Origin of the sequence: Collinsella sp. 4_8_47FAA (assembly GCF_000763055.1) — a bacterium.
Lineage (GTDB): Bacteria > Actinomycetota > Coriobacteriia > Coriobacteriales > Coriobacteriaceae > Collinsella.
The window spans coordinates 78,876-99,669 of the sequence record NZ_KN214139.1; the positions used below are offsets into that span (position 1 = coordinate 78,876).

Consider the following 20,794-nt stretch of genomic DNA (forward strand, 5'->3'; position numbering starts at 1 on the left):
CTACACCGTCCTGATGCGCGGGTTGATGAGCAGGTAGAGCATGTCAACCACGATGTTGATGATGATGAAGGCAAGAGCAACGACGATAACGACGCCCTGAACCAGGTTCGCCTCGTTGCCCTGAACGCCCTGCAGAATCGCGGTGCCCATGCCGGGGAGGTTGAAGATAACCTCGATGACGACGGCGCCGCCCATGAGGTAACCGATCTTAAGACCGAGGGTGGTGACCGGGGTAATCAGCGCATTGCGAAGAACGTTGATGCCGACGACGACCTTCTCGGGAACGCCGGCGCCGCGAGCCATACGGACATAGTCCTTGTCGAGCTCCTCGACCATGGCGGTACGCACGATACGAGTCATCTGGCCCGTCAGCGGAAATGCCAAGGCGATAGCGGGCATGATCATACGTCCCAGATAGCCAACCGGATTCGTGGTGAAGTGAGGCAGAGCACCCGATGCCGGGAGCACCTTAAGGTAGGAAGAGAACAGCAGGATCAACAGAACGGCAAGCCAGAACGACGGGGTTGCCAAGCCGGCGATGGAAAAGACGCGGATCACTTGGTCCGGCCATTTGTCGCGATACAGTGCCGCGATGACGCCGAGCAAAAACGAAACGACCGCACCGATGGCAAGGCCGATGAAGGTCAGCTGCATCGTGACGGGCAGGGCCGTGGAGATGCGCTTGGCAACGGAGTTGCGAGCAGCACCATAGGTGCCCATGTCGCCATGGATCAAATCGCCCATATAGCGCACGTAGCGCACGGGCCAGGGGTCGTCCAGACCATACTTCTCATGGTACTCGGCAACCGCCTCGGGCGAGGCACCGTCACCCAACGCCGTGTAGGCGGGGTCGGTCTTGGAGAACGACATAAGGAAGAACACCAGGACGGTGACGCCCAATGCCATGATCGGCAGCGCCACAAGACGCCTTCCAATCAAACGTAGCAAGTTGTTCACGTTCTCTCCCCTTTCTTTTGTCGGTAGGACCAACTGGTATATGAGTACGGATACTCATTACAAGACCCGAGCGACATTGTTGCCGCCCGGGTCTTTGTTTCAACTATGAGGATACGGTCCCAACGACCGACATCCTGCATACAGACTCAAGCGAGTCTTACGCCTTGACGGTCGCAACGCCCCTGAAGGACATGCTCGTCGTGCCGATGCCCTTGAAGCCATCGAGGGCCTCGCCGTTGGGCGCAGTGGACGGATCGTCCCAGGAAGCGGAGACGGTCTTGACGTGGACAACGGGGTACAGAACGGCGTTGTCGGCAATGATGTCGAAGCACTCGTTCCACTTCTTCTGCTGCTCGTCGCCCTCGGCGGCAAGAGCCTCGTCCATGAGACCGTGGAGCTTCTGCCACTCAGCGGACTCCTTCCACGGGCAACGGGTCTGCATCCAGACGTTGTCGCCGTACCACCAGTTGAGCAGCAGGTCGGGATCAGCGCCGAAGCAGGAAGGATCGCCAGGGGCAAGGAGGATATCGTAGGCCTCGCCGCCGTCAATGGCAGCGTAGGTAGCCGGCGAGGTATCGGTCTGGATGGTCACATCGAAGCCGAGAGCGTCGAGGTCGTTCTTGACCTGGGCGGCCATGCCCTTAATCTGCTCGTTGTCGGTGGTGCGCAGGGTGATGGCACCCGGGGTGATGCCAGACTCCTCGATGAGCTTCTTAGCCTTCTTGGCGTCAGTCTTGTACACCGTGGAAGCCTCATGATAGTTGGTGAAGCTCTTGGGCAGGTAGCAGCTGGCAGCGGTGGCAAGGCCGGCGAAGGTGTTGCTGACCATCTTCTCGGTGTCGAGCGCATACATGACGGCCTGACGGACCTTGACGTTGTTCCAAGGCTCCTTGGCGACGTTGAACATGATGAAGCGGGTGCCGAAACCCTGAACGTTATCGATCTTGCAGCCGGCGCTCTCGAGCTGGTCGACGGCGTCAGCGGTAACGAGCTCCATAACGAGCGTGGAGCCCTCCTGCTGAGCGGTAACGCGAGCGGTGGGGTCGGTCAGGATGCTGTACTGGATCTTCTTATCCTCGGCAGCATACTCACCGTTGTACTCGGGGTTGGGAACCAGGGTGATCTCGGTATCGGAGATAGAGTCGTACATCCAGGGGCCGGAGCCGATCGGCTGCTTGGCGCGATCTTCCTCGGTCTGAGTGGCCGGGGTAACGCGGACGATGGCCAGACGATCCTTGAGCAGGGAGAAGTTGGGGACCTTGGTCTTGACCGTCACGGTACTGGCGTCCTTGGCCTCGATGGACTCGAAGGGCTGGAAGAACGGAGCATAGGTAGCGGAAGCGGCGCAAGCGGTGTAGGAGGCGACGACATCGTCAGCGGTGACCTCGGTGCCATCGGAGAACTTGGCGCCCTTGCGGATGGTGACCTCGAAAGTGGTGTCGTCCACAGACTTGGGATCGTCGGTGGCGAGCTCGTTGAAGGTGCTGTAGTCGTGGTAATCGATGCCGTAGAGGCCCTCGACGACGTGCCAGTTAGCACCCAGGCCCACAGCAGAGCCGGTGCTGGCGGGATCGAAGCTGGACGGAGCGTAAGCGGAACCAGCGGTGATCACGCCGCCGCCACGGTTGGCGGAATCGGTGGAACCGGAAGCGGAACCCTCGTCGCTAGAGCTGCCACCGCAGCCGGTGAGACCAAGCCCTGCGACAGCAGCGACGCTGCCGGTGAGGCCGAGGAACGAACGCCTGGACATACCCTTGTTGATGATGGCCATGTCTTCTCCTATCAATAGAGAATCTTACTCGGGAGCACCTAGACTTGCCCCCGCGCAACTTGCGGACGATATATACCTTACCTACCGACGAACCCAACTGAGGTGCCGCGCTCGGCGACCGATACATACATCCGCTTGAACGGTATTTACTACCGTTCACCGAATTCGTTGACAAACGATTCGCCAGACAGTATGTATCGGCGAGGTGAGATATCAGTCTTCGTCAACCCGCAGGATAGCAGGGTTGTTCACCATGACTAGTCAAACGTTTTAGCGTTAATAAAACCCGAAACCAGCAGGCAATCATGGCGAAATAAATGGTTGAAAATCACGCAATCATGTATATCAGTAGTTTAGGCTCGTGTTTAGCTATCGGAATGGCCAGCCGCCGCCTCGGCGCGCTCGGCATTCCACGCAACGAGCGCCTCGTGGACTGCTTTGGCGACATCGGCCGGAACGCCTCGAACTTCCGCAATCTCCTGCTCGCTTGCCGCGCGCAAGCGCTTCATCGAGCCAAAATGGCGCATGATGGCACGTTTTCTAGTGGGTCCCACGCCCGGAACGTCGTCAAGCACCGAAACCGTCATAGCCTTATCGCGCAACTCGCGGTGGAACGTAATCGCAAATCGGTGGGATTCATCGCGAACCTGCTTGATCAGGTAAAGCGAAGCGGAGCCGGTCGGCAGCACGACGGGAGTCTCGTCCCACGGCACGAAAACCTCCTCATCGGCCTTTGCCAAGCCACAAACTGGTATATCGAGGCCGAGCGCCTCAAGTTGCTTAATTGCAGCGGTCAATTGCGGCTTGCCGCCATCGACAACGAGCAAATCGGGGCGCGAGCCAAAGCGCTCGTCCGCCATGCGCTCGGGAGCATAGCGACGCCCCAGAACCTCGGACATCGATACGAAGTCGTTCGCCTCGTCCAATTCGGCCTGAATTTTAAAACGACGGTACTGGCTCTTGTCAGCGCGCCCGTTGGTAAACACCACCATCGAGGCGACGGTAAAGGTTCCGTGCAGCGTCGAGATATCGAAGCACTCGATACGCATCGGCGGCGCCGGCAGCGCCAGCGCGCTTTCGAGCTCCAAGAGCGCTTGATTGGTGCGGTCGTCAGCGTACCCCGTTCGCATCATGTAGCGCATGAGGGCATGGCGCGCATTTTTGGATGCCATATCGAGCAAACGGTGCTTTTCGCCACGCTGCGGCCTATGGAGATGGCAGGAACGCTCGCGCTTGCCTGCAAGCCACTCCCCCAGCGCCTCCGCATCCTCAAGCTCGACAGAGAGGTTTATCTCAGCTGGAATATCAGCCGTCTCGTCGTAATAGCGCTTAAGAAAGCCCGACTGGAGCTCTTCCTCGTCAACATCAAGACCCTTGTCGAGAATGAACTCGCAGGTGCGAACTGTTCGGCCCTCACGCACGACAAAGACGCAAGCGGCAGAGATGGTCTCCTCGCGGTAGAAACCGATGACATCGATATCGACACTGGAGGGAAAAACGACTTGCTGACGGTCGTCCAGACCCCTGATGACCTCCAAACGACGCTTGACGCGTGCCGCGCGCTCAAAATCGAGTGCCTCGGCGGCATCCGCCATCTCGGAAGTCAGCTCGTCGACGACATCCTTGCGATGGCCCGACAAAAAGCGCTCGACGCGCTTGACGTTCTTGGCATAGTCTGCCGGGGAAATCGCGCCGACACACGCACCCGGGCCGCGCCCGACATGGTAGTCAAAGCAGGGGCGCCCGTTTTGCGCGCAAATCATATTGACGATGTCTTCCTCGCCCTTGTGGGACTCGATGATACGGCGACAACGACGCCACTCCGCACAGGATGCAGAGCAGATGGGGATAACCTTGCGCAGCGTATCTATCGTCTCACGTGCCGCACGGCTATCGGTATAGGGTCCAAAATAGCGCGTTCCCGGCTTATGACGCTCACGCGTGTATTTGATAGCGGGATACAGGTCGCCCTTTGTAATGGCGATAAAGGGGTAGCTCTTGTCATCCTTGAGGTCGACGTTAAAGTACGGATGGTACTGGCCGATCAGGTTGCGCTCGAGTACAAGCGCCTCATGCTCGGTTTCGACAACGATGTAGTCAAAGCTCGCCACCAGCTGCATCATCAGCGGGATCTTTTGACGCTCATCCTGCAGCGTCACGTACTGGCGCATACGGGAACGCAGGTTTTTCGCCTTGCCAACGTAGATGACATCGCCCTTGGCATCCTTCCAAAGGTAGCATCCGGGCTGCGTGGGAACGCGCGAAACCTGCTCGGCGAGTGTTGGAATGTTGTCGTGACCGGCCACACGCACCTACTTGCGACGAAGCAGCGCCGAGACCTCGGGCATCTTAAGGACGACGGCAAGGCCAAAGGTAACAGCAAGCGAGACGACACCGGCAACGCAAACGTAGCCAAGAGTAAACAGAATCGAGCCGCCAAGTGCGCCGACAAAGTGCTCAAGCGCCCACATAACGCCGGCGCCTGTGGCAGCACCCAGGCCACCGAGCAAAAGGCCAAAGAAACCGCCATGCAGGATAGATTTGACCTGAAGACCACGCAGACGACGACGCAGCCACCACAGCGAACAACCGACCAAGATCACGTAGTCGACGACATACGAAAGCGCGATTGCCGGCATACCGAAGCCCAGCACAACGCCAAACAGCAGAACCGAGCCGGCCTGGCCGATGGCGGAATACAGGCAATAGCGGCTATAGGGCTTCATGTCGAGCAAGGCAGAGAAGCTCTTCTGCATCAACACGACCACGCCGTAGAGCGGCAGCGAGAACGCCAGGTAGACAAGGAACTCGGACACCAGCGCCACGCCGGACTCATCAAACTTGCCGGCACAGTAAATCATGTTGAGCGGACGCGCGAAGACAATCAGGTACAGCGCGAACGGAATCAGGAAGAACAGCATCTGGGCGACGCCACGCGAAATGCCCGTGCGAACGCTGTCGTAATCCTTCTCCTGTGCGTCGTGAGAGAGCTCGGTATAGAGCGCCGTCGAAAGCGAGGCGGCAATCAGCGCGTAGGGCAGCGTGTACCACAGGCGCGCATAGGCGATGACAGAAGGACCGGTCTCGGGCTGGACCACCAGCGCGGCAGCGTTGGTGATAGAAGTCGAGACAAACATGCACACCGTGGCGAGCAGCGTCGGGATACCGAGCGCAATCGTCTGGCGCAGCGCGGGGTCCTTAAAGTCGATATGGATATGGGGATGCACGCCGTGCTTGCCAAGCGCGGGGATCTGACATGCCATCTGAACAAAGACACCGAGGGTCGTACCGGCCGCAATTAAGATGATGCCGGCACGTTCGCCAAACTGTGCGGACACGGGCGCAAAACCCATAAAGCTCGCAATGACGATCACATTGTTGAGGACCGGGGCAAACGTCGACCAGAAGTAGTCGCGGTGTGCGTTGAGAACGCCCGAAAACACCGAGCCCAAACCATAGAACAGAATCTGGATGGCAAAGAAACGGAACATGAACGCAGCGGTATCCATGCTGCCGCCGTCACCCGAAAGGAACGATTGCGTCCAGATAAAGCCCGGGGCGAACACGGTCCCCAGCAACGAAATGCCACCCAGCACCAAAAGCAGAATGCCGAGCAGGTTGCCCACGTACTCGTTCGAGGCCTCGCGACCCTGCTCACGCCTCACGCCCATGTACACGGGCAAAAACGCCGTCACGAGCATGCCGCCCATCACGAGTTCGTAGAGCATATTGGGCAGGTTGTTGGCGACCTGATAGGAGGACGAGAGTAGCGACATGCCGATAGCGGCCGCCATTGCCCACGTGCGGATAAAACCGGTAACGCGAGACACGATGGTCAGGATGGTCATAAGCCCAGCGGAACGACCAACCGTGGAGTAGTCCGACGAGCCCATGTCGTCAGTGTCATCTCGCGACGAAGGAGCTTCGGATGAGGGTGTCTGAGGCGCAGATTCTTTTGCAAAATGAGCTCCGCGCTTCAATTCTTCCTGCGGCATCGCTCAGTCCTCTCTCGTAATCGCGGCAACCGTCGCCCCGCAAAATGCAATTAAATCATCGGGTGCAAGCTCGAGCTGATAACCACGCTTGCCTCCCGAAATAAAAATGGTATCCCAAAGGACACACGTCTCATCAATGAGCGTCCGGTAGCGTTTTTTCATACCGACCGGGCTGCAGCCGCCGCGAACGTAGCCAGTCGCCGCAAGCAAATCCTTCACATGCATCATGGCCAAGGACTTTTCCCCCGCGGCACGCGCGGCGGACTTTAAATCGAGCTCGTCGGCAACAGGGATGCAGCACACGACATAGTCGTTGGACGGCGTCACACAGACCAAAGTCTTAAATCCTTGACCGGGCTCCTCGCCAAGCTGCTCCGAAATCGCGACCCCCAGGCCCACCGACTCATCACCATCGTCTTCGTACGTATGTAGAACATAGGAAATGCCGGCACTTTCCAGCTCGCGCATCGCATTGGTTTTTGGCGTCTTTACAGCCTTTGCCATGACATATCCTTTCCCTCGCATTCGGACGCAAGGATTAAGTATATGTCCAATTCGGCTGCATACGTCACTTCGGCACAGCAAGCGCCATCGAATCACAAGGAGTCGATGGCGCCCATAAACTGAATCGTCTATTTATTGAGCATCAAGTTGAGCCTGACGCTCCCGGTCACGCCTGAGCAACGGCGCCAAAAACTTGCCCGTATAACTCTGTGGACAGTCCGCAACCTGCTCCGGTGTGCCCGAAACCACGACGGTTCCGCCGCCGTTACCGCCTTCGGGACCCATATCGATCAGGCGGTCGGCAACCTTGATGACATCAAGGTTGTGCTCAATCACCAGCACCGTGTTGCCCGCATCGACCAAGCGCTGCAGCACATCGAGCAGCTGGCGGACGTCCTCAAAATGAAGGCCGGTCGTCGGCTCGTCCAAAATATAGAACGTCTTGCCCGTCTGGCGTCGATGAAGCTCCTTGGCGAGCTTCACACGCTGCGCCTCGCCGCCCGAGAGCGTCGTGGCGGGCTGGCCCAGGCTCACGTAGCCTAAGCCTACATCGTACAGCGTCTGGAGCTTGCGCTTAATCTGCGGGATATTCCCAAAGAAGGCCAGCGCCTCGGTGACGCTCATGTCGAGCACGTCCGAGATGGTCTTGCCACGGTAGGTGACCTCGAGTGTCTCGCGGTTGTAGCGTTTACCGCCGCAAACTTCGCAGGGAACGTAGATATCGGGAAGGAAGTGCATCTCGATCTTCATCTGCCCGTCGCCCTTGCACGCCTCACAGCGCCCGCCACTCACATTAAAGGAGAAACGACCCGGCGAGTAGCCGCGCGCCTTCGACTCCGGCGTACTCGCAAACAGCGCGCGAAGATCATCCCACAGGCCGATATAGGTAGCAGGGTTGGAACGCGGCGTGCGGCCAATCGGCGACTGGTCGATATCGATAACCTTATCGATACACTCGATGCCCTCGATTTTCTTATACGGACCCACGGGGCGCGTCGAGCGGTGAATGGCATTCGTAAGGGCAGGCGCAATGGTGTCGGTAACCAGGGAGCTCTTGCCCGATCCCGACACGCCGGTAACAACCGTAAGCGTACCAAACTCGATCTTGGCGGTAACGTTTTTGAGGTTGTTGGCTCGAGCGCCCGTAATTTTAAGGCAGCCGCGACCGGGCTTGCGCCGTTCATCAGGCACCCGGATCATTCGTTTGCCGGTCAGATAAGCGCCCGTCATCGACTCAGGACACGCCATGATATCGGCAGGCGTTCCCGCCGCGACTACGTGCCCGCCGTTGACACCGGCGCCGGGCCCCATGTCGATCACGTAGTCGGCGGCACGGATTGTATCCTCGTCGTGTTCGACAACGATAACGGTATTGCCGATATCGCGCAGGCGCTCGAGCGTCTTGATCAGGCGCTCGTTGTCACGCTGATGAAGACCGATCGAGGGCTCGTCCAGAATATAGAGCACGCCCATGAGACCCGCGCCGATCTGCGTTGCCAAGCGAATACGCTGTGCCTCGCCACCGGAAAGCGTCGCCGAGGCGCGATCGAGTGTCAGATAGTCGAGTCCAACATCGACCAGAAAACGCAGGCGCTCCAGAATTTCCTTGACGATACGGCCGCCGATAAACTGTTGGCGCTCGGTGAGTTCCAGGCCCTCAAAAAACTCGAGCGATTCACGGCACGACAGGCAACAAACTTCGTAAATGGACTTGCCGCCCACGGTGACGGCGAGCATCTCAGGGCGCAAACGAGCGCCGTGGCAGCTCGAGCACGGTTCCTCGCGAATGTACTTCTCCAGGCGCGTCTTGGTGTTCTCGTTCGTCGTCTCGGTATAGCGTTCGTACAGGATGTTGCGAACGCCCGAAAACTTGGTATCCCACTGGCTGCGACGTCCGTCGAGCTTTTGGTAGTCGACCGAGATCTTCGTATCGCCCAGGCCATCCAAGAATGCACGACGCACGCGAGGGGGCAAGTCCTCCCACGGCGTATCGGCGCTCACCTTAAAGTGTTTGCAGACCGCAGCAAAAATCTGCGGATAGTAGTTCGAATTGCCAAACAGGCTACCAAAGACTCCGTCGGCAATGGACTTCGAGGGATCCTCAATCAGCGCCTCGGCATCAACGGTTTTCTTAAAGCCCAGGCCGTCGCACTCAGGACATGCGCCATAGGGAGCGTTGAACGAAAAATCACGCGGCTGAAGATCGTCAATGGAGTGTCCATGCTCCGGGCACGCCAAGGCCAACGAATACTCCAGAAGCTCGCCCTCGGTCCCCTCGGGAGCATCACGATCGGGCAGCATGTACACGTTTACATTGCCGTGAGCCAGCGCGGTCGCCTGCTCAACAGACTCGGCGATACGGCCAAGAGAGTTCTCACGGATCACGATGCGATCGACCACGACCTCGATATCGTGCTTGAACTTCTTGTCCAGATCGATCGGGTCGTCGAGCGAGCGCACTTCACCGTCGACACGCACGCGGCTAAAGCCCTCGGCGCGAAGATCCTCAAACAGTTTGGTGTACTCGCCTTTTCGCCCGCGCACCACCGGCGCCAGCACAAACGCGCGGCGGCCCTCCCCCGCCGCCAAGACCTTGTCGGCAACCTGGTCGGTCGTCTGGCGCTCAATGACGCGGCCGCATTCGGGACAGTGCGGGGTGCCCACACGGGCGAACAGCAGGCGCAGATAGTCATAAATCTCGGTTACGGTGCCAACCGTCGAGCGAGGGTTTTTAGACGTCGTCTTTTGGTCGATCGACACCGCCGGCGAAAGGCCGTCGATTGAATCCAAGTCGGGCTTGTCCATCTGGCCCAAGAACTGGCGCGCATAGCTCGAAAGACTCTCGACGTATCGACGCTGGCCCTCGGCATAGATAGTGTCAAATGCCAGCGAACTCTTGCCCGAGCCAGAAAGACCGGTAATGACCACGAGTTGGTCACGCGGAATGGAAACATCGATATCACGGAGGTTGTGCTCACGAGCGCCGCGAATAACGATAGAAGAATCAGACATGGAAGCTCCTTGCCTCCTATTGCATCGAATCATACTGTCGATGAGTTTAGCGCACTCGACGTGCACAGATGTTCGTAATACAAGATTCGCAGACCTTTAGCTTTGCGTATCGGGCGCTTTGTTTCTCGAAATGCCGTGGAAAGGTTACAGTAATCTAATACTGAACTTAATTTGCCGTAACAGAGGAACGTCCATGACCGAAGATATCCCCCTTGAAATCACTTCGAGCGACATGGCCAATCTGCCCATATTCATCGCCGTCCTTATCGTGGCCATCGTCGTGGTGCGCGTATATTTTTCAATCAAACACAATGAAAAGCCGCCCATTGCCCGCGTCTTTTGGTGCGCGACGCTCCTCATCCCGCTCGGCATGGTAGCTGCATGGATTACGAATCAATTGCTCGTAAATGAGGACAATTCCCTATGGGTCCTTTCTTATTCGGCGCTCGGTGCTACCGCCGTCATACTTCTTGTCGAGCCCTTGGTTTCGGGACTTATCGACCAAACCGATCTTGCGACGGGAACGGTTGCCTGTATTTGCCGTGACATCCTTGTCATCGCCGCTGTTTCAGCGCTCTCGTTCGTTTCACTCGAAATTGCCTGTAACGAAACGTTCTATCGCATTCCCGCCAACTCATTCGGGTTTTCCGTCGGGCTGCTCGCGACGGTTCTGCTCTCCCTTTATTTGCTGGGACAGCGTCATGGAGGCGTCATGGCCCTCGTGCCCGTCGCCTGTTGCATCCTTGGCATTGCCGAGCACTTCGTCATAACGTTTAAAGGCGAGGCCATCCTGCCAAGCGATATCTTGGCCCTTGGCACCGCAATGGAAGTGAGCGAGGGATACGAGTTTACCTTTACCGCCGGAATCGTAACCTCTCTAGCCCTGCTGGAGATTTCCCTAGGGCTTCTTTCGCTTATCCGACCGAGAAAGCTCCGTACGCCAACCCATGTCTTCCCCGCAATCGCCGCTAACCTCTGCGCTTTTCTGCTAGTGACCGTTGTGGGGCTCTCGGGCTTTTCCAGCATCGACTTGGAGCAGGCGCTGAATTTTGGATTTGACCGTTGGCAGCCCATCACCACGTATGCGTCTCAGGGTTTTATCACTTCGTTCACCGAAATGGTCAACGAGTTGCCCATTGAGAAGCCCGAAGACTATACGCCCGATGAGGCGCAGAGCATCGAGCAGGAGCTCGCCGCCGCCTACGACAGCACGTATGGCTCGAGCGAGCAGCGCGCGGCGGCCGTTGCCCAGTTCAATGAAATCAAGCCGACGATTGTTGCCGTCATGAATGAGAGTTTTAGCGATCTTTCGTGCTTTGAGCAACTCCAGGCGGCCGGGTACACCGGCCCCGCATTCTACAACTCGCTTCCCGACACACTTGTTCGCGGCACCATGCTCGCTTCGGTCGCCGGTGGCGGAACGGCGAACTCCGAATTCGAATTTTTGACCGGAGCGACAACGGCCTTTGTCGGATTAGGCAAAATCCCCTATCAGCTGTATCAGATGAATGGCGTCAACAGCCTGGCAAAGGACCTTAAGGAGCTTGGGTATACCGCTACCGCCATGCACCCGCAAAACCCCGTCAACTACCATCGAGATAAAATCTATCAGCAGCTGGGCTTTGGAGACTTTCTTTCAATCGGCGATTTCGAAGGTGCGCCCTGTTACCATGCCGGCGTATGCGACTACGCCACCTACGACAAGATACTCGACCTGCTTAGAACCGACGAAGCCCCGCAGTTCATCTTTGACGTCACGATGCAAAATCACGGCGGCTACGACTATGGCACCGTTCCCGCCGAGGAGCTGACAAACTATTGGGTCGAGGGAGCCAGCGAGGGTGCCAATAGCGCGCTCAACACCTATCTTACCTGCATCAACGCATCCGACCGGGACCTCGAGTACTTTATCAACGAGCTCCGCAATATCGGCAGACCGGTTGTCCTTGTCTTTTTTGGCGACCATCAGCCGAGCGCCGCAACAACTCTCAACGACGAGCTGTACCCTCAGGAAGATACGGCAAGCCACGCTTTCCGTATCTATCAGTCGACATATTTTGTCTGGGCTAACTATGAAATCGCCGGCAATACCGAGCTCAACGTCTACGACACCGTCGGGGCAAACGAGATTGCAGCCATTACCCTTAATAAGATCGGCGCCCCGCTCACCGACTATCAAAAGGCTCTGCTTGCAACAAGGTCAGATGTGCCCACCATCAATGTCGCCGGCTACCTTGGTGCCGACGGGCTGCGCTACGACTTGGAATCTGAAGACAGCCCATACGCCTCGACGATCGACAAGCTGCAGCGCATGCAATACCTTGAGTTCGCCAGCAAAGTTCAGTAAGCCCGCCCATTCGCTTGGACCCATCGTATTGCAAGCACGCTCGGCCCAAATGCATCGTAAATGACTCCCGCTCGCAAACGAGGGTACAATGACGCTCGTGTCACATCACGGGGCCCCGGCCCCAACATATACAAAGGAGTCATACATGGGTTGCGAGCACGCACAGGCCGCCGGCGGACAAACGTCGCCGTCGCAATTTGAGGAGAATACGCTGTCCGAGGTCAAACGCGTCATCGCCGTGCTTTCCGGCAAGGGCGGTGTCGGCAAGTCGTTTGTCACCGGTGCCATCGCCACCGAGCTTGCCCGTCACGGCCACAAGGTCGGCGTCCTCGATGCCGACATCACCGGTCCCTCTATCCCCAAGATGTTCGGTATGAGCGGACGCCACGTCCATGCCCTTGGCAACCTTATGCTGCCCGAAATCTCCGAGCACGGCGTCAAGGTCATGAGCTCCAACCTGCTGCTCCAAAACGAGACCGACCCCGTCCTTTGGCGCGGTCCGGTCATCGCAGGCGCCATTAGGCAGTTCTGGAGCGAGACCTCGTGGGGCCCCATCGACTACCTGCTGGTCGACATGCCTCCGGGAACAGGCGACGTCGCTCTCACCGTCTTCCAGTCACTGCCCGTCGACGGCATCGTCATCGTCACGAGCCCGCAGGATCTGGTCTCGATGATCGTCGCCAAGGCGGTCAACATGGCCGAGAAGATGAACGTCCCCATTCTGGGCATTGTCGAGAACATGAGCTATATTGAGTGCCCCGACTGCGGCAAGAAGATCGAGGTCTTTGGCAAGAGCAAGCTCCCCGAGGTCGCAGAGCGCTATAACCTCGACATCTTGGGCCAGCTTCCCATTAATCCGGCACTCGCCGAGGCCTGCGATAAGGGCGAGGTCGAGACCGCACTGCCCGATGGCATGTTGCCCAAGGCAGTCTCTGCCGTCGAGGCCATTACCCCGCACGAGACCGACGAGGCCTAAGTGAACGCGAGCGCCTTCTATGACGTCCTGGTAATCGGCGGCGGGGCTTCAGGCCTCGCCGCCGCCATTACGGCCGCACGAGCTGGCAAAAGCGTCTGCATCGTTGAGCGCGATGTCGCCTGCGGCCTTAAGCTCCTTGCGACCGGCAACGGCCGCTGCAACCTCTCCAACGAATCGATTGATCCACAGCGGTATAACCACCCCGCATTCGTTGAATCCGTTATGGGCCCCCGGCCCGAACAAGAGCTTATGGGTTTCTTCTCCTCGCTGGGCATCATGACAACCTCCGAGGAAGGCCGGCTGTACCCGCGCTCCCTTCGCGCCGAATCGGTGCGCGACGCGCTTCTCAACGTTTGCGACCGCCTAGGTATCACCTTAATCTGCGGAGCCAACGTTGCCTCGGCGCACAAAGCTTCCGAAGGCTGGACACTCCAAATAGACCGTCCAGCGCGGGCACTCAAGGCAAAGAAGCACGACGACCGAAAATCGGAGCTCCGCTCGCTTCGGAAAGCGCTCGCCGATGTCCCTCGCAAGAACGAGGCCCTGGAGGCACATGCCGTAATTATCGCCACGGGCGGCAACCCCACCGGTATAGCCGATACGTTTGGCCTCCCCCTCACCTCGCTGCGCCCCATCCTCTGCCCCGTATCGGCAACGGTCGTTGGCGATCGGGCGGCACTCAAGACGTTGGATGGTCTGCGCGTCCGCGCCCGCTTGACGCTCACCCGTAACCATAGTGAGCTCTGGCACGAAGACGGTGAAGTACTGTTTCGAGCCTTCGGCATCTCGGGCGTCGCTGTCTTCAACCTCTCCCGTCGTATCCAGCGCGGTGATACGATCCTGCTCGACGTTTTCCCCGACCTCTCCAAAGACGAGCTGCTCGATATGCTCAACCGGCGCGTTGAGCTGCTCGGCGGCTTTTCGCCCCGCGGTCCCCGTTGGCTCGACGGCATGCTCGCCCCGCAACTCTCCCGCGTCGTCTGCACGGCGTTCGAGCAGTGCCATCCAGGCTCCAACGATGTCATCCACCTGGTCTCGATCCTCAAGCACTTTAAGTTGCTCGTCGAGGGAACAGCCGAGGAGCGCTCGGCGCAGGTCACGCGTGGTGGCGTATCTGTCGAGAGTATCTCAACACCCAGTCTACGCGCGCGCAGCGTTGTCGACGCCCCGCTTTACGTCTGCGGCGAAGCGCTCGACATCGACGCCGATTGCGGAGGCTTTAACCTTGCGTGGGCATGGCTCTCGGGCATTCGCGCTGCAAGTAGCCTGTAGCCGCGCAGTCTATAATCAAAAACGCATTCGGGCCGTCTGGGATACCGGACGGCCTCTTTCTTGCCTCTAAGGAGACCTCGATGATCGAAATCACCCAAGTCAACGCTTCGCTCGATGAAGCCGGCGATGAAAATGCCTGCCTCATTGTTGGCAAGCGAGTCGCCAAGCGCGTCCTACGTTGCAAGGACTCCGAGATCAAGTCCATCGAGCTCCACCGCAAGTCAATCGACGCTCGCAAAAAACGAGACGTCCATTTTATCCTGAGCTTTCGTGTTGAGCTGACCAGTCCCCACCTCGAGCGAGAAGCGGTCGGCAGCGTTTCCGAACGTGACCGCTCGCGCGTACGCGCGATAGAAGACGATGAGCCTTCATTCCCCTCCCCCATTTCCGACGCATCCAAAGAGCGCCCCGTCGTTGTCGGCGCCGGATGCGCCGGCCTTTTCGCTGCGCTCACGCTCGCCGAAGCAGGTCTTAAGCCCTTGCTTATCGAGCGCGGCGACCCGGCATTTCGCCGCTCGCAGGCGATCGACCTCTTTCTAAAGGAGCGCATCCTCGACCCCGAGAGCAATATTCAGTTTGGTCTGGGCGGCGCGGGGACCTTCTCGGACGGCAAGCTCAATACGGGAACAAAAAATCCCGCCCATCGCCTTATCCTCGAAACCTTCGTCGAGGCAGGTGCGCCCCGCGATATTCTGTGGGATGCCAAGCCGCACATTGGCTCCGACATCCTTCCCACGGTTGTCACCGCTATATCCCAGCGCATCGAGCAGCTCGGAGGTGTCGTCCGTTATCGAACGAAGCTCGTCGACATTCGCACCGACGCGTCTGGCGCCATCACCGGTATTGATGTCCAATCGTCCCAAGACGCCGCTTACGAGCCAATCGAAACAAAGCACCTCATCCTCGCCTGCGGGCATTCTGCTCGCGATATTTTTGAGCTCCTTAAGGACCACAACGTGGCCCTCGCACAAAAGACCTTTGCCATGGGCGTTCGCATCGAGCATCCGCAGCGCGACATCGACCGAGCCCAATATGGAGCCTTGGCGGGACATCCTGCCCTCGGAGCAGCCCCCTACAAGCTCGTCGCCCATCTTCCCAACGGCCGCAGCGTGTTCTCGTTTTGCATGTGCCCCGGCGGGCAGGTTGTCGCCGCCTCTTCCGAGCAGGGCCACCTGTGCGTCAACGGCGCCAGCCTCAATGCCCGCGACGGACGCAACGCAAACGCCGCCCTGCTCGTTAACGTCACGCCTGAGGACCTTCCCAACGATGACCCGCTCGCCGGCATCGAGCTCCAGCGCGCCTGCGAGGCGGCCGCCTATCGCCTAGGCGGTTCCAACTGGAACGCACCGGCACAACTCGTCGGAGATTTCCTCGCAGGACGCGCCAGCAAGGCGCCCGGAAAGGTAAAGCCCACCTATCCGCTCGGTGTGACCTGGACGGCAATTGACGAAGCCCTGCCGCAGCATATCGTCGAGTCGCTCCGCCTGGGACTTCCCCTACTCGGAAAAAAGCTACGAGGCTACGACCGCCCCGATGCCGTTCTTACCGGCGTGGAGACTCGTTCGAGCTCACCTGTCACTGTCACCCGAGACCGAACGTGCCATGCCGTGTCGACCCCGGGCCTCTACCCTTGTGGTGAGGGAGCTGGATATGCTGGCGGCATCATGAGCGCGGCCACCGACGGCATCCGTTGTGCCGAAGCCCTGATTGCAGACCTCTAACGCACGAATTCCAGTGCGCAAAAGACACAGGCCCCGAGCTCCACAGGGAACTCGGGGCCTGTTCGCTATTTCTTAAACCGTGCACCCTGGCGTTTTCTGCCCGATGCGAACGTGGAACCCTTGCGGGCCTGTGAACGTAAGCGCTCGATCGTCTCGTCCTCAGACGCGCCCTCGAGCATCGCCCGAATCTGAACGACGGCATCGCGCAGGCGCGCCGCCTCCTCAAAGTCCATGGCGGCAGAAGCGTTACGCATATCCTCTTCCATGGTTTCGACAATCCGCACAAGCTCGTCATGCGGCAGTTCTTCCAACTGCTCCGCAAGTGTCTGCTCGGGCGCCACCGTTTCCGGCACGCCGCCCTCGCCCGACTCATCGGGCGTATAGAATGCGCCATGGCCAAGAGAGTCGCCCTTCGAGCGCCCCTTGGAACCCACGGTTTTTTCGGCCTCGGCAATAAAACTTGAGATGTCGTTGATGGCCTTGCGCACTGTCTTGGGCACAATGCCATGCTCTTCGTTATATGCCATCTGAATCTCGCGACGGCGTTGCGTCTCCTCGATGGCTTCTTTCATCGAATCGGTCACAACGTCTGCATACATGATGACCTCGCCGTCGGCATTACGGGCCGCACGACCAATCGTCTGAATCAACGAACGGCGGTTGCGCAAGAAGCCTTCCTTGTCAGCGTCGAGAATTGCCACCAGCGAGACCTCAGGAAGGTCTAGACCCTCACGGAGCAGGTTGATGCCAACGAGAACATCAATCTTTCCCTCGCGCAGCGTTCGCAGGATCTCGACACGGTCCATCGTCGCTGTATCGGAGTGCATGTAGTTGACCTTAATGCCGGCATCAAGCAGGTGGTCGGTCAGGTCCTCGGCCATGCGCTTGGTGAGCGTGGTCACCAGCACGCGCTCTTTGCGGGCAACGCGCTCGCGAATCTCATCCTCAAGATCGTCAATCTGCCCACGAACCGGACGCACATCGATCTTGGGGTCGAGCAGGCCGGTCGGACGAATAATCTGTTCAACATCGTTTTGACTCACGCGCAACTCATAGTCGCCCGGCGTGGCCGAGACGTAGATGAACTGCGGAATCCTTGCCTCAAACTCATCGAAGCGAAGCGGACGGTTGTCGAGCGCCGAGGGCAGGCGAAAACCATGCTCCACCAGGGTCACCTTACGCGAACGGTCACCTTCGTGCATGCCGCGAATCTGCGGCACCGTCACATGGCTCTCGTCGATGATGCAAAGCATGTCCTTGGGAAAGTAGTCGATCAAGGTAAACGGCGGCTCACCCGGTTTGCGACCGTCCAGATGACGCGAGTAGTTCTCGATGCCGTTGCAAAAGCCCATCGTCTCGAGCATCTCAAGATCATAATCGGTGCGCTGCTGCAGACGCTGCGCCTCGAGCAACTTGTCGGTCGCCTTGAGCTCCGCCACGCGCTTCTCGCACTCTTCGCTGATCGATTTCAGAGCCGCCTTGACCTTCGGCTTCTCGGTCACGTAGTGCGATGCCGGCCATACGGGGATGGCCTCGTACTCACGAAGCATCTCACCGGTGACCTCATCGATCTCGGCAATCAGCTCGACCTCGTCGCCAAAGAACTCAAACCGCAACGGATGCTCGGCATAAGGCGGATACACGTCGACAACATCGCCGCGCACGCGGAACGTGCCGCGTGCCAGGTCATAGTCATTGCGATCATATTGAATGTCGATAAGTGCATGGATAAAGTCATCGCGCTCGAGCGGCACCTTCTTGTCGACGTTTGGAGCCAGACCCGCATAGTCCTCAGGAGAGCCAATGCCATAGATACACGAGACCGATGCGACAACGATCACATCGCGTCGAGAGAGCAGTGACGCGGTCGCCTGATGGCGCAGCATCTCGACCTCTTCGTTAATCGAGGAGTCTTTCTCGATATATGTATCGCTTTGCGGCACATACGCCTCGGGCTGATAGTAGTCGTAGTACGAGACGAAGTAGACCACAGCGTTGTTGGGAAAGAACTCTTTGAGCTCGCTCGCAAGCTGAGCGGCGAGCGTTTTATTCGGAGCCATGACCAGCGTCGGCTTTCCCAGGGCCTCAATAGTCTTTGCCATCGTGAAGGTCTTGCCCGAACCAGTCACGCCCAGCAAAACCTGATAGCGGTCTCCGTCCCTCACGCCCTGCACAAGCGACTCAATGGCCTTAGGCTGGGAACCGGCAGGCTCATAGGGAGACACGACCTTAAACGGCACGTCAGAGCCTTCAACGCCAAAGCGCTTAAGTTCACCACCAACGCGTTCTACTTCAAATTCCGCCATGGATACTCCTAACTCATACATCTGCAGTATACGCAGGCGGCAGGCATAGTCCTATACGAACCGATCGGGATAGATGGTCTTGTAGCGAGCCCAGGCATTATTGACACGAATCAGATACGCCTGCGTCTCGGGAAAGGTGATTGCATTATGAAGCGACGTACCCTGCTGCGCCCATCCGTCGACATTGCCCATGCCGGCGTTATAGGCGGCGATGGCGCTATCCGTCGACCCGTTAAAATACGCTAGAAGATACGAAAGATATGCGCAGCCAAACTCGATATTCGTAGCCGGATCGTTAAGATTGTCGGCCGAATACTCGCCACCGTCGACAAGGCCCTTGGCGATCATATCCTGGGCAGTCTCGGGCATCAGCTGCATCAATCCCTGAGCACCCTGATTCGACTCGGCCTCGGGATCCCAATTCGATTCAGACTTAATGACAGCGCACACCAGATACGGATCCAGATTATGCGAAATGCTGGATTGCTTTACATACGCCTCGTAGTCAATCGGATACAGCGGCTTAAAGAAAGCGGCAGGAGCATACGAGTAAACGAATGAGATAAGGCCGAAGGCAAAAACGGCAGCCAGCGGTATAAGGCGATACCACGTAAGGAAACGTGTCTTAAGCATCGGCCTCCTCCTTATCCACTACATCCCCGAACCCATGGCGCGAAAGCCATGCGTCCAGTTGTTCAAAGAGCGAGTTATCGTCTGCCGCATTGTCAATCACAGTTGTAGCGAGATTGCACAGCGCAGACTCTTCGGGCTGGCAAGCAGAACGGGCATCGAAATCAGATGGCTCCATGCCACGTTGAATAGCGCGCTCGCGACGAACTGACAAAGGGGCGCTGATGACCAAAATTTCATCAGCCAAGCCAAATGCATCCTCAAAACCAGTCGGAGCAGAAACCTCGACCACCGCAAAAGGATAACGGGGAGATGAAACCGTACAACAAACCGGATCGAGAATCCTAAGCGAAAGCTGTTCAATCAGAATGGGATGCACGATGTCATTGAGCCGTGCGACCGAATCAGGAGAAGCGAAAGCTCGAGAAGCGAGGATGCCGCGGCGAATGCCGCCTTCCTCATCCAAAATGTCCCAACCGAATTCATCCGCGAGTGTATTGACGATATCAGAGCCCGGCACATACAGCGATTTTGCAAGCTCATCCAGATCGATAAGCATAGCGCCACGAGATTCGAAATAGCGGCAGGCAGTCGACTTACCCGAAGCAATATTGCCCAAGACAAATACGGTAAACATCAAGCCCTCCCTAACGCCAATGCGAGTAATTATCGCTCAAATACACTAGATGGACTCAAAATACAGCCAAACAGTAAGAGCACATACGGGGGAGCTAGGTCCCAAAGTACAACGTATATACAACTCAAAAAAGGGGGAGGCCGCGAGGCCTCCCCCTTCTCAGTTCGATGACGGCTCGGTGCCGTCCACCGGTCAGCGGCGCCCTGGCCTCCCACGGGCTGACCCCGCAGTACTCTCGGCGCGATGGGGCTTAGCTTCCGGGTTCGGAACGGGACCGGGCGTGCCCCCCATGCTCTGGCCGCTGACCGGTGGGCGGCGCCCACCGTTACGGTGTCCGGGTGTCTCTCTCGCGTGCCCTGGGGGCCGCATGGCGTATAGGAAAGGGAACTGACTCGGGGGCATCCTCGTGCCCGGACCGCGCCTAAGAGCGCATGTCCCGCGGGCCGCGAGGTGCGGTTCCGGAAGAGCTCGGGCGATTAGTGCGGCTCGGCTGAGGACGTCGCCGTCCTTGCACCTGCCGTCTATCGACCAGGTAGTCTACCTGGGCCCTTACCGGAAGGAGAACTAATCCCTGGAACGGCTTCCCGCTTAGATGCCTTCAGCGGTTATCCGCGCCGCACGCGGCTACCCGGCCGTGCCGTTGGTCGACAACCGGTTCACCGGAGG

General features: G+C 58.3%; 13 protein-coding genes and 2 rRNA genes. 4 read left to right on the forward strand and 11 right to left on the reverse strand.

Annotation, left to right across the window (positions count from 1 at the left end):
- The 6 genes from HMPREF9463_RS09930 to uvrA all read right to left on the reverse strand — a co-directional run bounded on the left by HMPREF9463_RS09930 (position 1) and on the right by uvrA (position 10,239).
- Positions 1-957 (reverse strand): ABC transporter permease, encoded by a 957-nt coding sequence (locus tag HMPREF9463_RS09930; RefSeq protein ID WP_035138896.1) that lies wholly within the window; start codon positions 955-957, stop codon positions 1-3.
- Positions 958-1,114: 157 nt separating this feature from the next.
- The gene (locus tag HMPREF9463_RS09935) at positions 1,115-2,728 is read right to left on the reverse strand and encodes an ABC transporter substrate-binding protein (RefSeq protein WP_035138897.1); all 1,614 of its coding nucleotides are present in this window, start codon (positions 2,726-2,728) and stop codon (positions 1,115-1,117) included.
- Between the two features lie 365 nt (positions 2,729-3,093).
- Positions 3,094-5,034, reverse strand: a complete 1,941-nt coding sequence (gene uvrC / locus HMPREF9463_RS09940; RefSeq protein WP_369796811.1) for an excinuclease ABC subunit UvrC — start codon at positions 5,032-5,034, stop codon at positions 3,094-3,096.
- Positions 5,035-5,040: 6 nt separating this feature from the next.
- Positions 5,041-6,621, reverse strand: a complete 1,581-nt coding sequence (gene murJ / locus HMPREF9463_RS09945) for a murein biosynthesis integral membrane protein MurJ (protein WP_035138898.1) — start codon at positions 6,619-6,621, stop codon at positions 5,041-5,043.
- 105 nt (positions 6,622-6,726) lie between these two features.
- Positions 6,727-7,227, reverse strand: coding sequence for a Cys-tRNA(Pro) deacylase (gene ybaK, locus HMPREF9463_RS09950; protein ID WP_006236166.1), 501 nt, complete (start codon positions 7,225-7,227; stop codon positions 6,727-6,729).
- A 132-nt stretch (positions 7,228-7,359) separates the two neighbouring features.
- A complete protein-coding gene (gene uvrA / locus HMPREF9463_RS09955) occupies positions 7,360-10,239 on the reverse strand; it encodes an excinuclease ABC subunit UvrA (RefSeq protein WP_035138899.1) in 2,880 nt (959 codons plus the stop codon).
- 193 nt (positions 10,240-10,432) lie between these two features.
- Here uvrA and HMPREF9463_RS09960 point away from each other — a divergent pair, with 193 nt between their 5' ends.
- The 4 genes from HMPREF9463_RS09960 to HMPREF9463_RS09975 all read left to right on the forward strand — a co-directional run bounded on the left by HMPREF9463_RS09960 (position 10,433) and on the right by HMPREF9463_RS09975 (position 16,555).
- The gene (locus HMPREF9463_RS09960; RefSeq protein WP_052044237.1) at positions 10,433-12,586 is read left to right on the forward strand and encodes an LTA synthase family protein; all 2,154 of its coding nucleotides are present in this window, start codon (positions 10,433-10,435) and stop codon (positions 12,584-12,586) included.
- A 145-nt stretch (positions 12,587-12,731) separates the two neighbouring features.
- Entirely contained in the window at positions 12,732-13,562 is an 831-nt protein-coding gene (locus HMPREF9463_RS09965; RefSeq protein WP_022094864.1) for an Mrp/NBP35 family ATP-binding protein, read from the forward strand.
- Positions 13,563-14,834 carry an NAD(P)/FAD-dependent oxidoreductase gene (locus HMPREF9463_RS09970; RefSeq protein WP_035138900.1) on the forward strand — a complete coding sequence of 424 codons (1,272 nt, stop codon included), beginning with the start codon at positions 13,563-13,565 and terminating at the stop codon, positions 14,832-14,834.
- Positions 14,835-14,914: 80 nt separating this feature from the next.
- Positions 14,915-16,555, forward strand: coding sequence for an NAD(P)/FAD-dependent oxidoreductase (locus tag HMPREF9463_RS09975; protein ID WP_035138902.1), 1,641 nt, complete (start codon positions 14,915-14,917; stop codon positions 16,553-16,555).
- A gap of 65 nt (positions 16,556-16,620) precedes the next feature.
- Here HMPREF9463_RS09975 and uvrB read toward each other — a convergent pair whose 3' ends face one another.
- From uvrB to HMPREF9463_RS10000, 5 genes are all read right to left on the reverse strand, one after another.
- Positions 16,621-18,861 (reverse strand): excinuclease ABC subunit UvrB, encoded by a 2,241-nt coding sequence (uvrB, locus tag HMPREF9463_RS09980; RefSeq protein WP_035138903.1) that lies wholly within the window; start codon positions 18,859-18,861, stop codon positions 16,621-16,623.
- Between the two features lie 51 nt (positions 18,862-18,912).
- The gene (locus HMPREF9463_RS09985) at positions 18,913-19,494 is read right to left on the reverse strand and encodes a lytic transglycosylase domain-containing protein (protein WP_035138905.1); all 582 of its coding nucleotides are present in this window, start codon (positions 19,492-19,494) and stop codon (positions 18,913-18,915) included.
- Complete coding sequence (gene coaE, locus HMPREF9463_RS09990) at positions 19,487-20,128, reverse strand: dephospho-CoA kinase (protein WP_035138906.1); 642 nt, start codon at positions 20,126-20,128, stop codon at positions 19,487-19,489. The genes HMPREF9463_RS09985 and coaE overlap by 8 nt, the downstream gene beginning before the upstream one ends.
- Before the next feature lie 190 nt (positions 20,129-20,318).
- Positions 20,319-20,434: ribosomal RNA gene (rrf, locus tag HMPREF9463_RS09995) — 5S ribosomal RNA — on the reverse strand.
- A gap of 150 nt (positions 20,435-20,584) precedes the next feature.
- A 23S ribosomal RNA gene (locus HMPREF9463_RS10000) occupies positions 20,585-20,794 on the reverse strand; the annotation flags it as partial.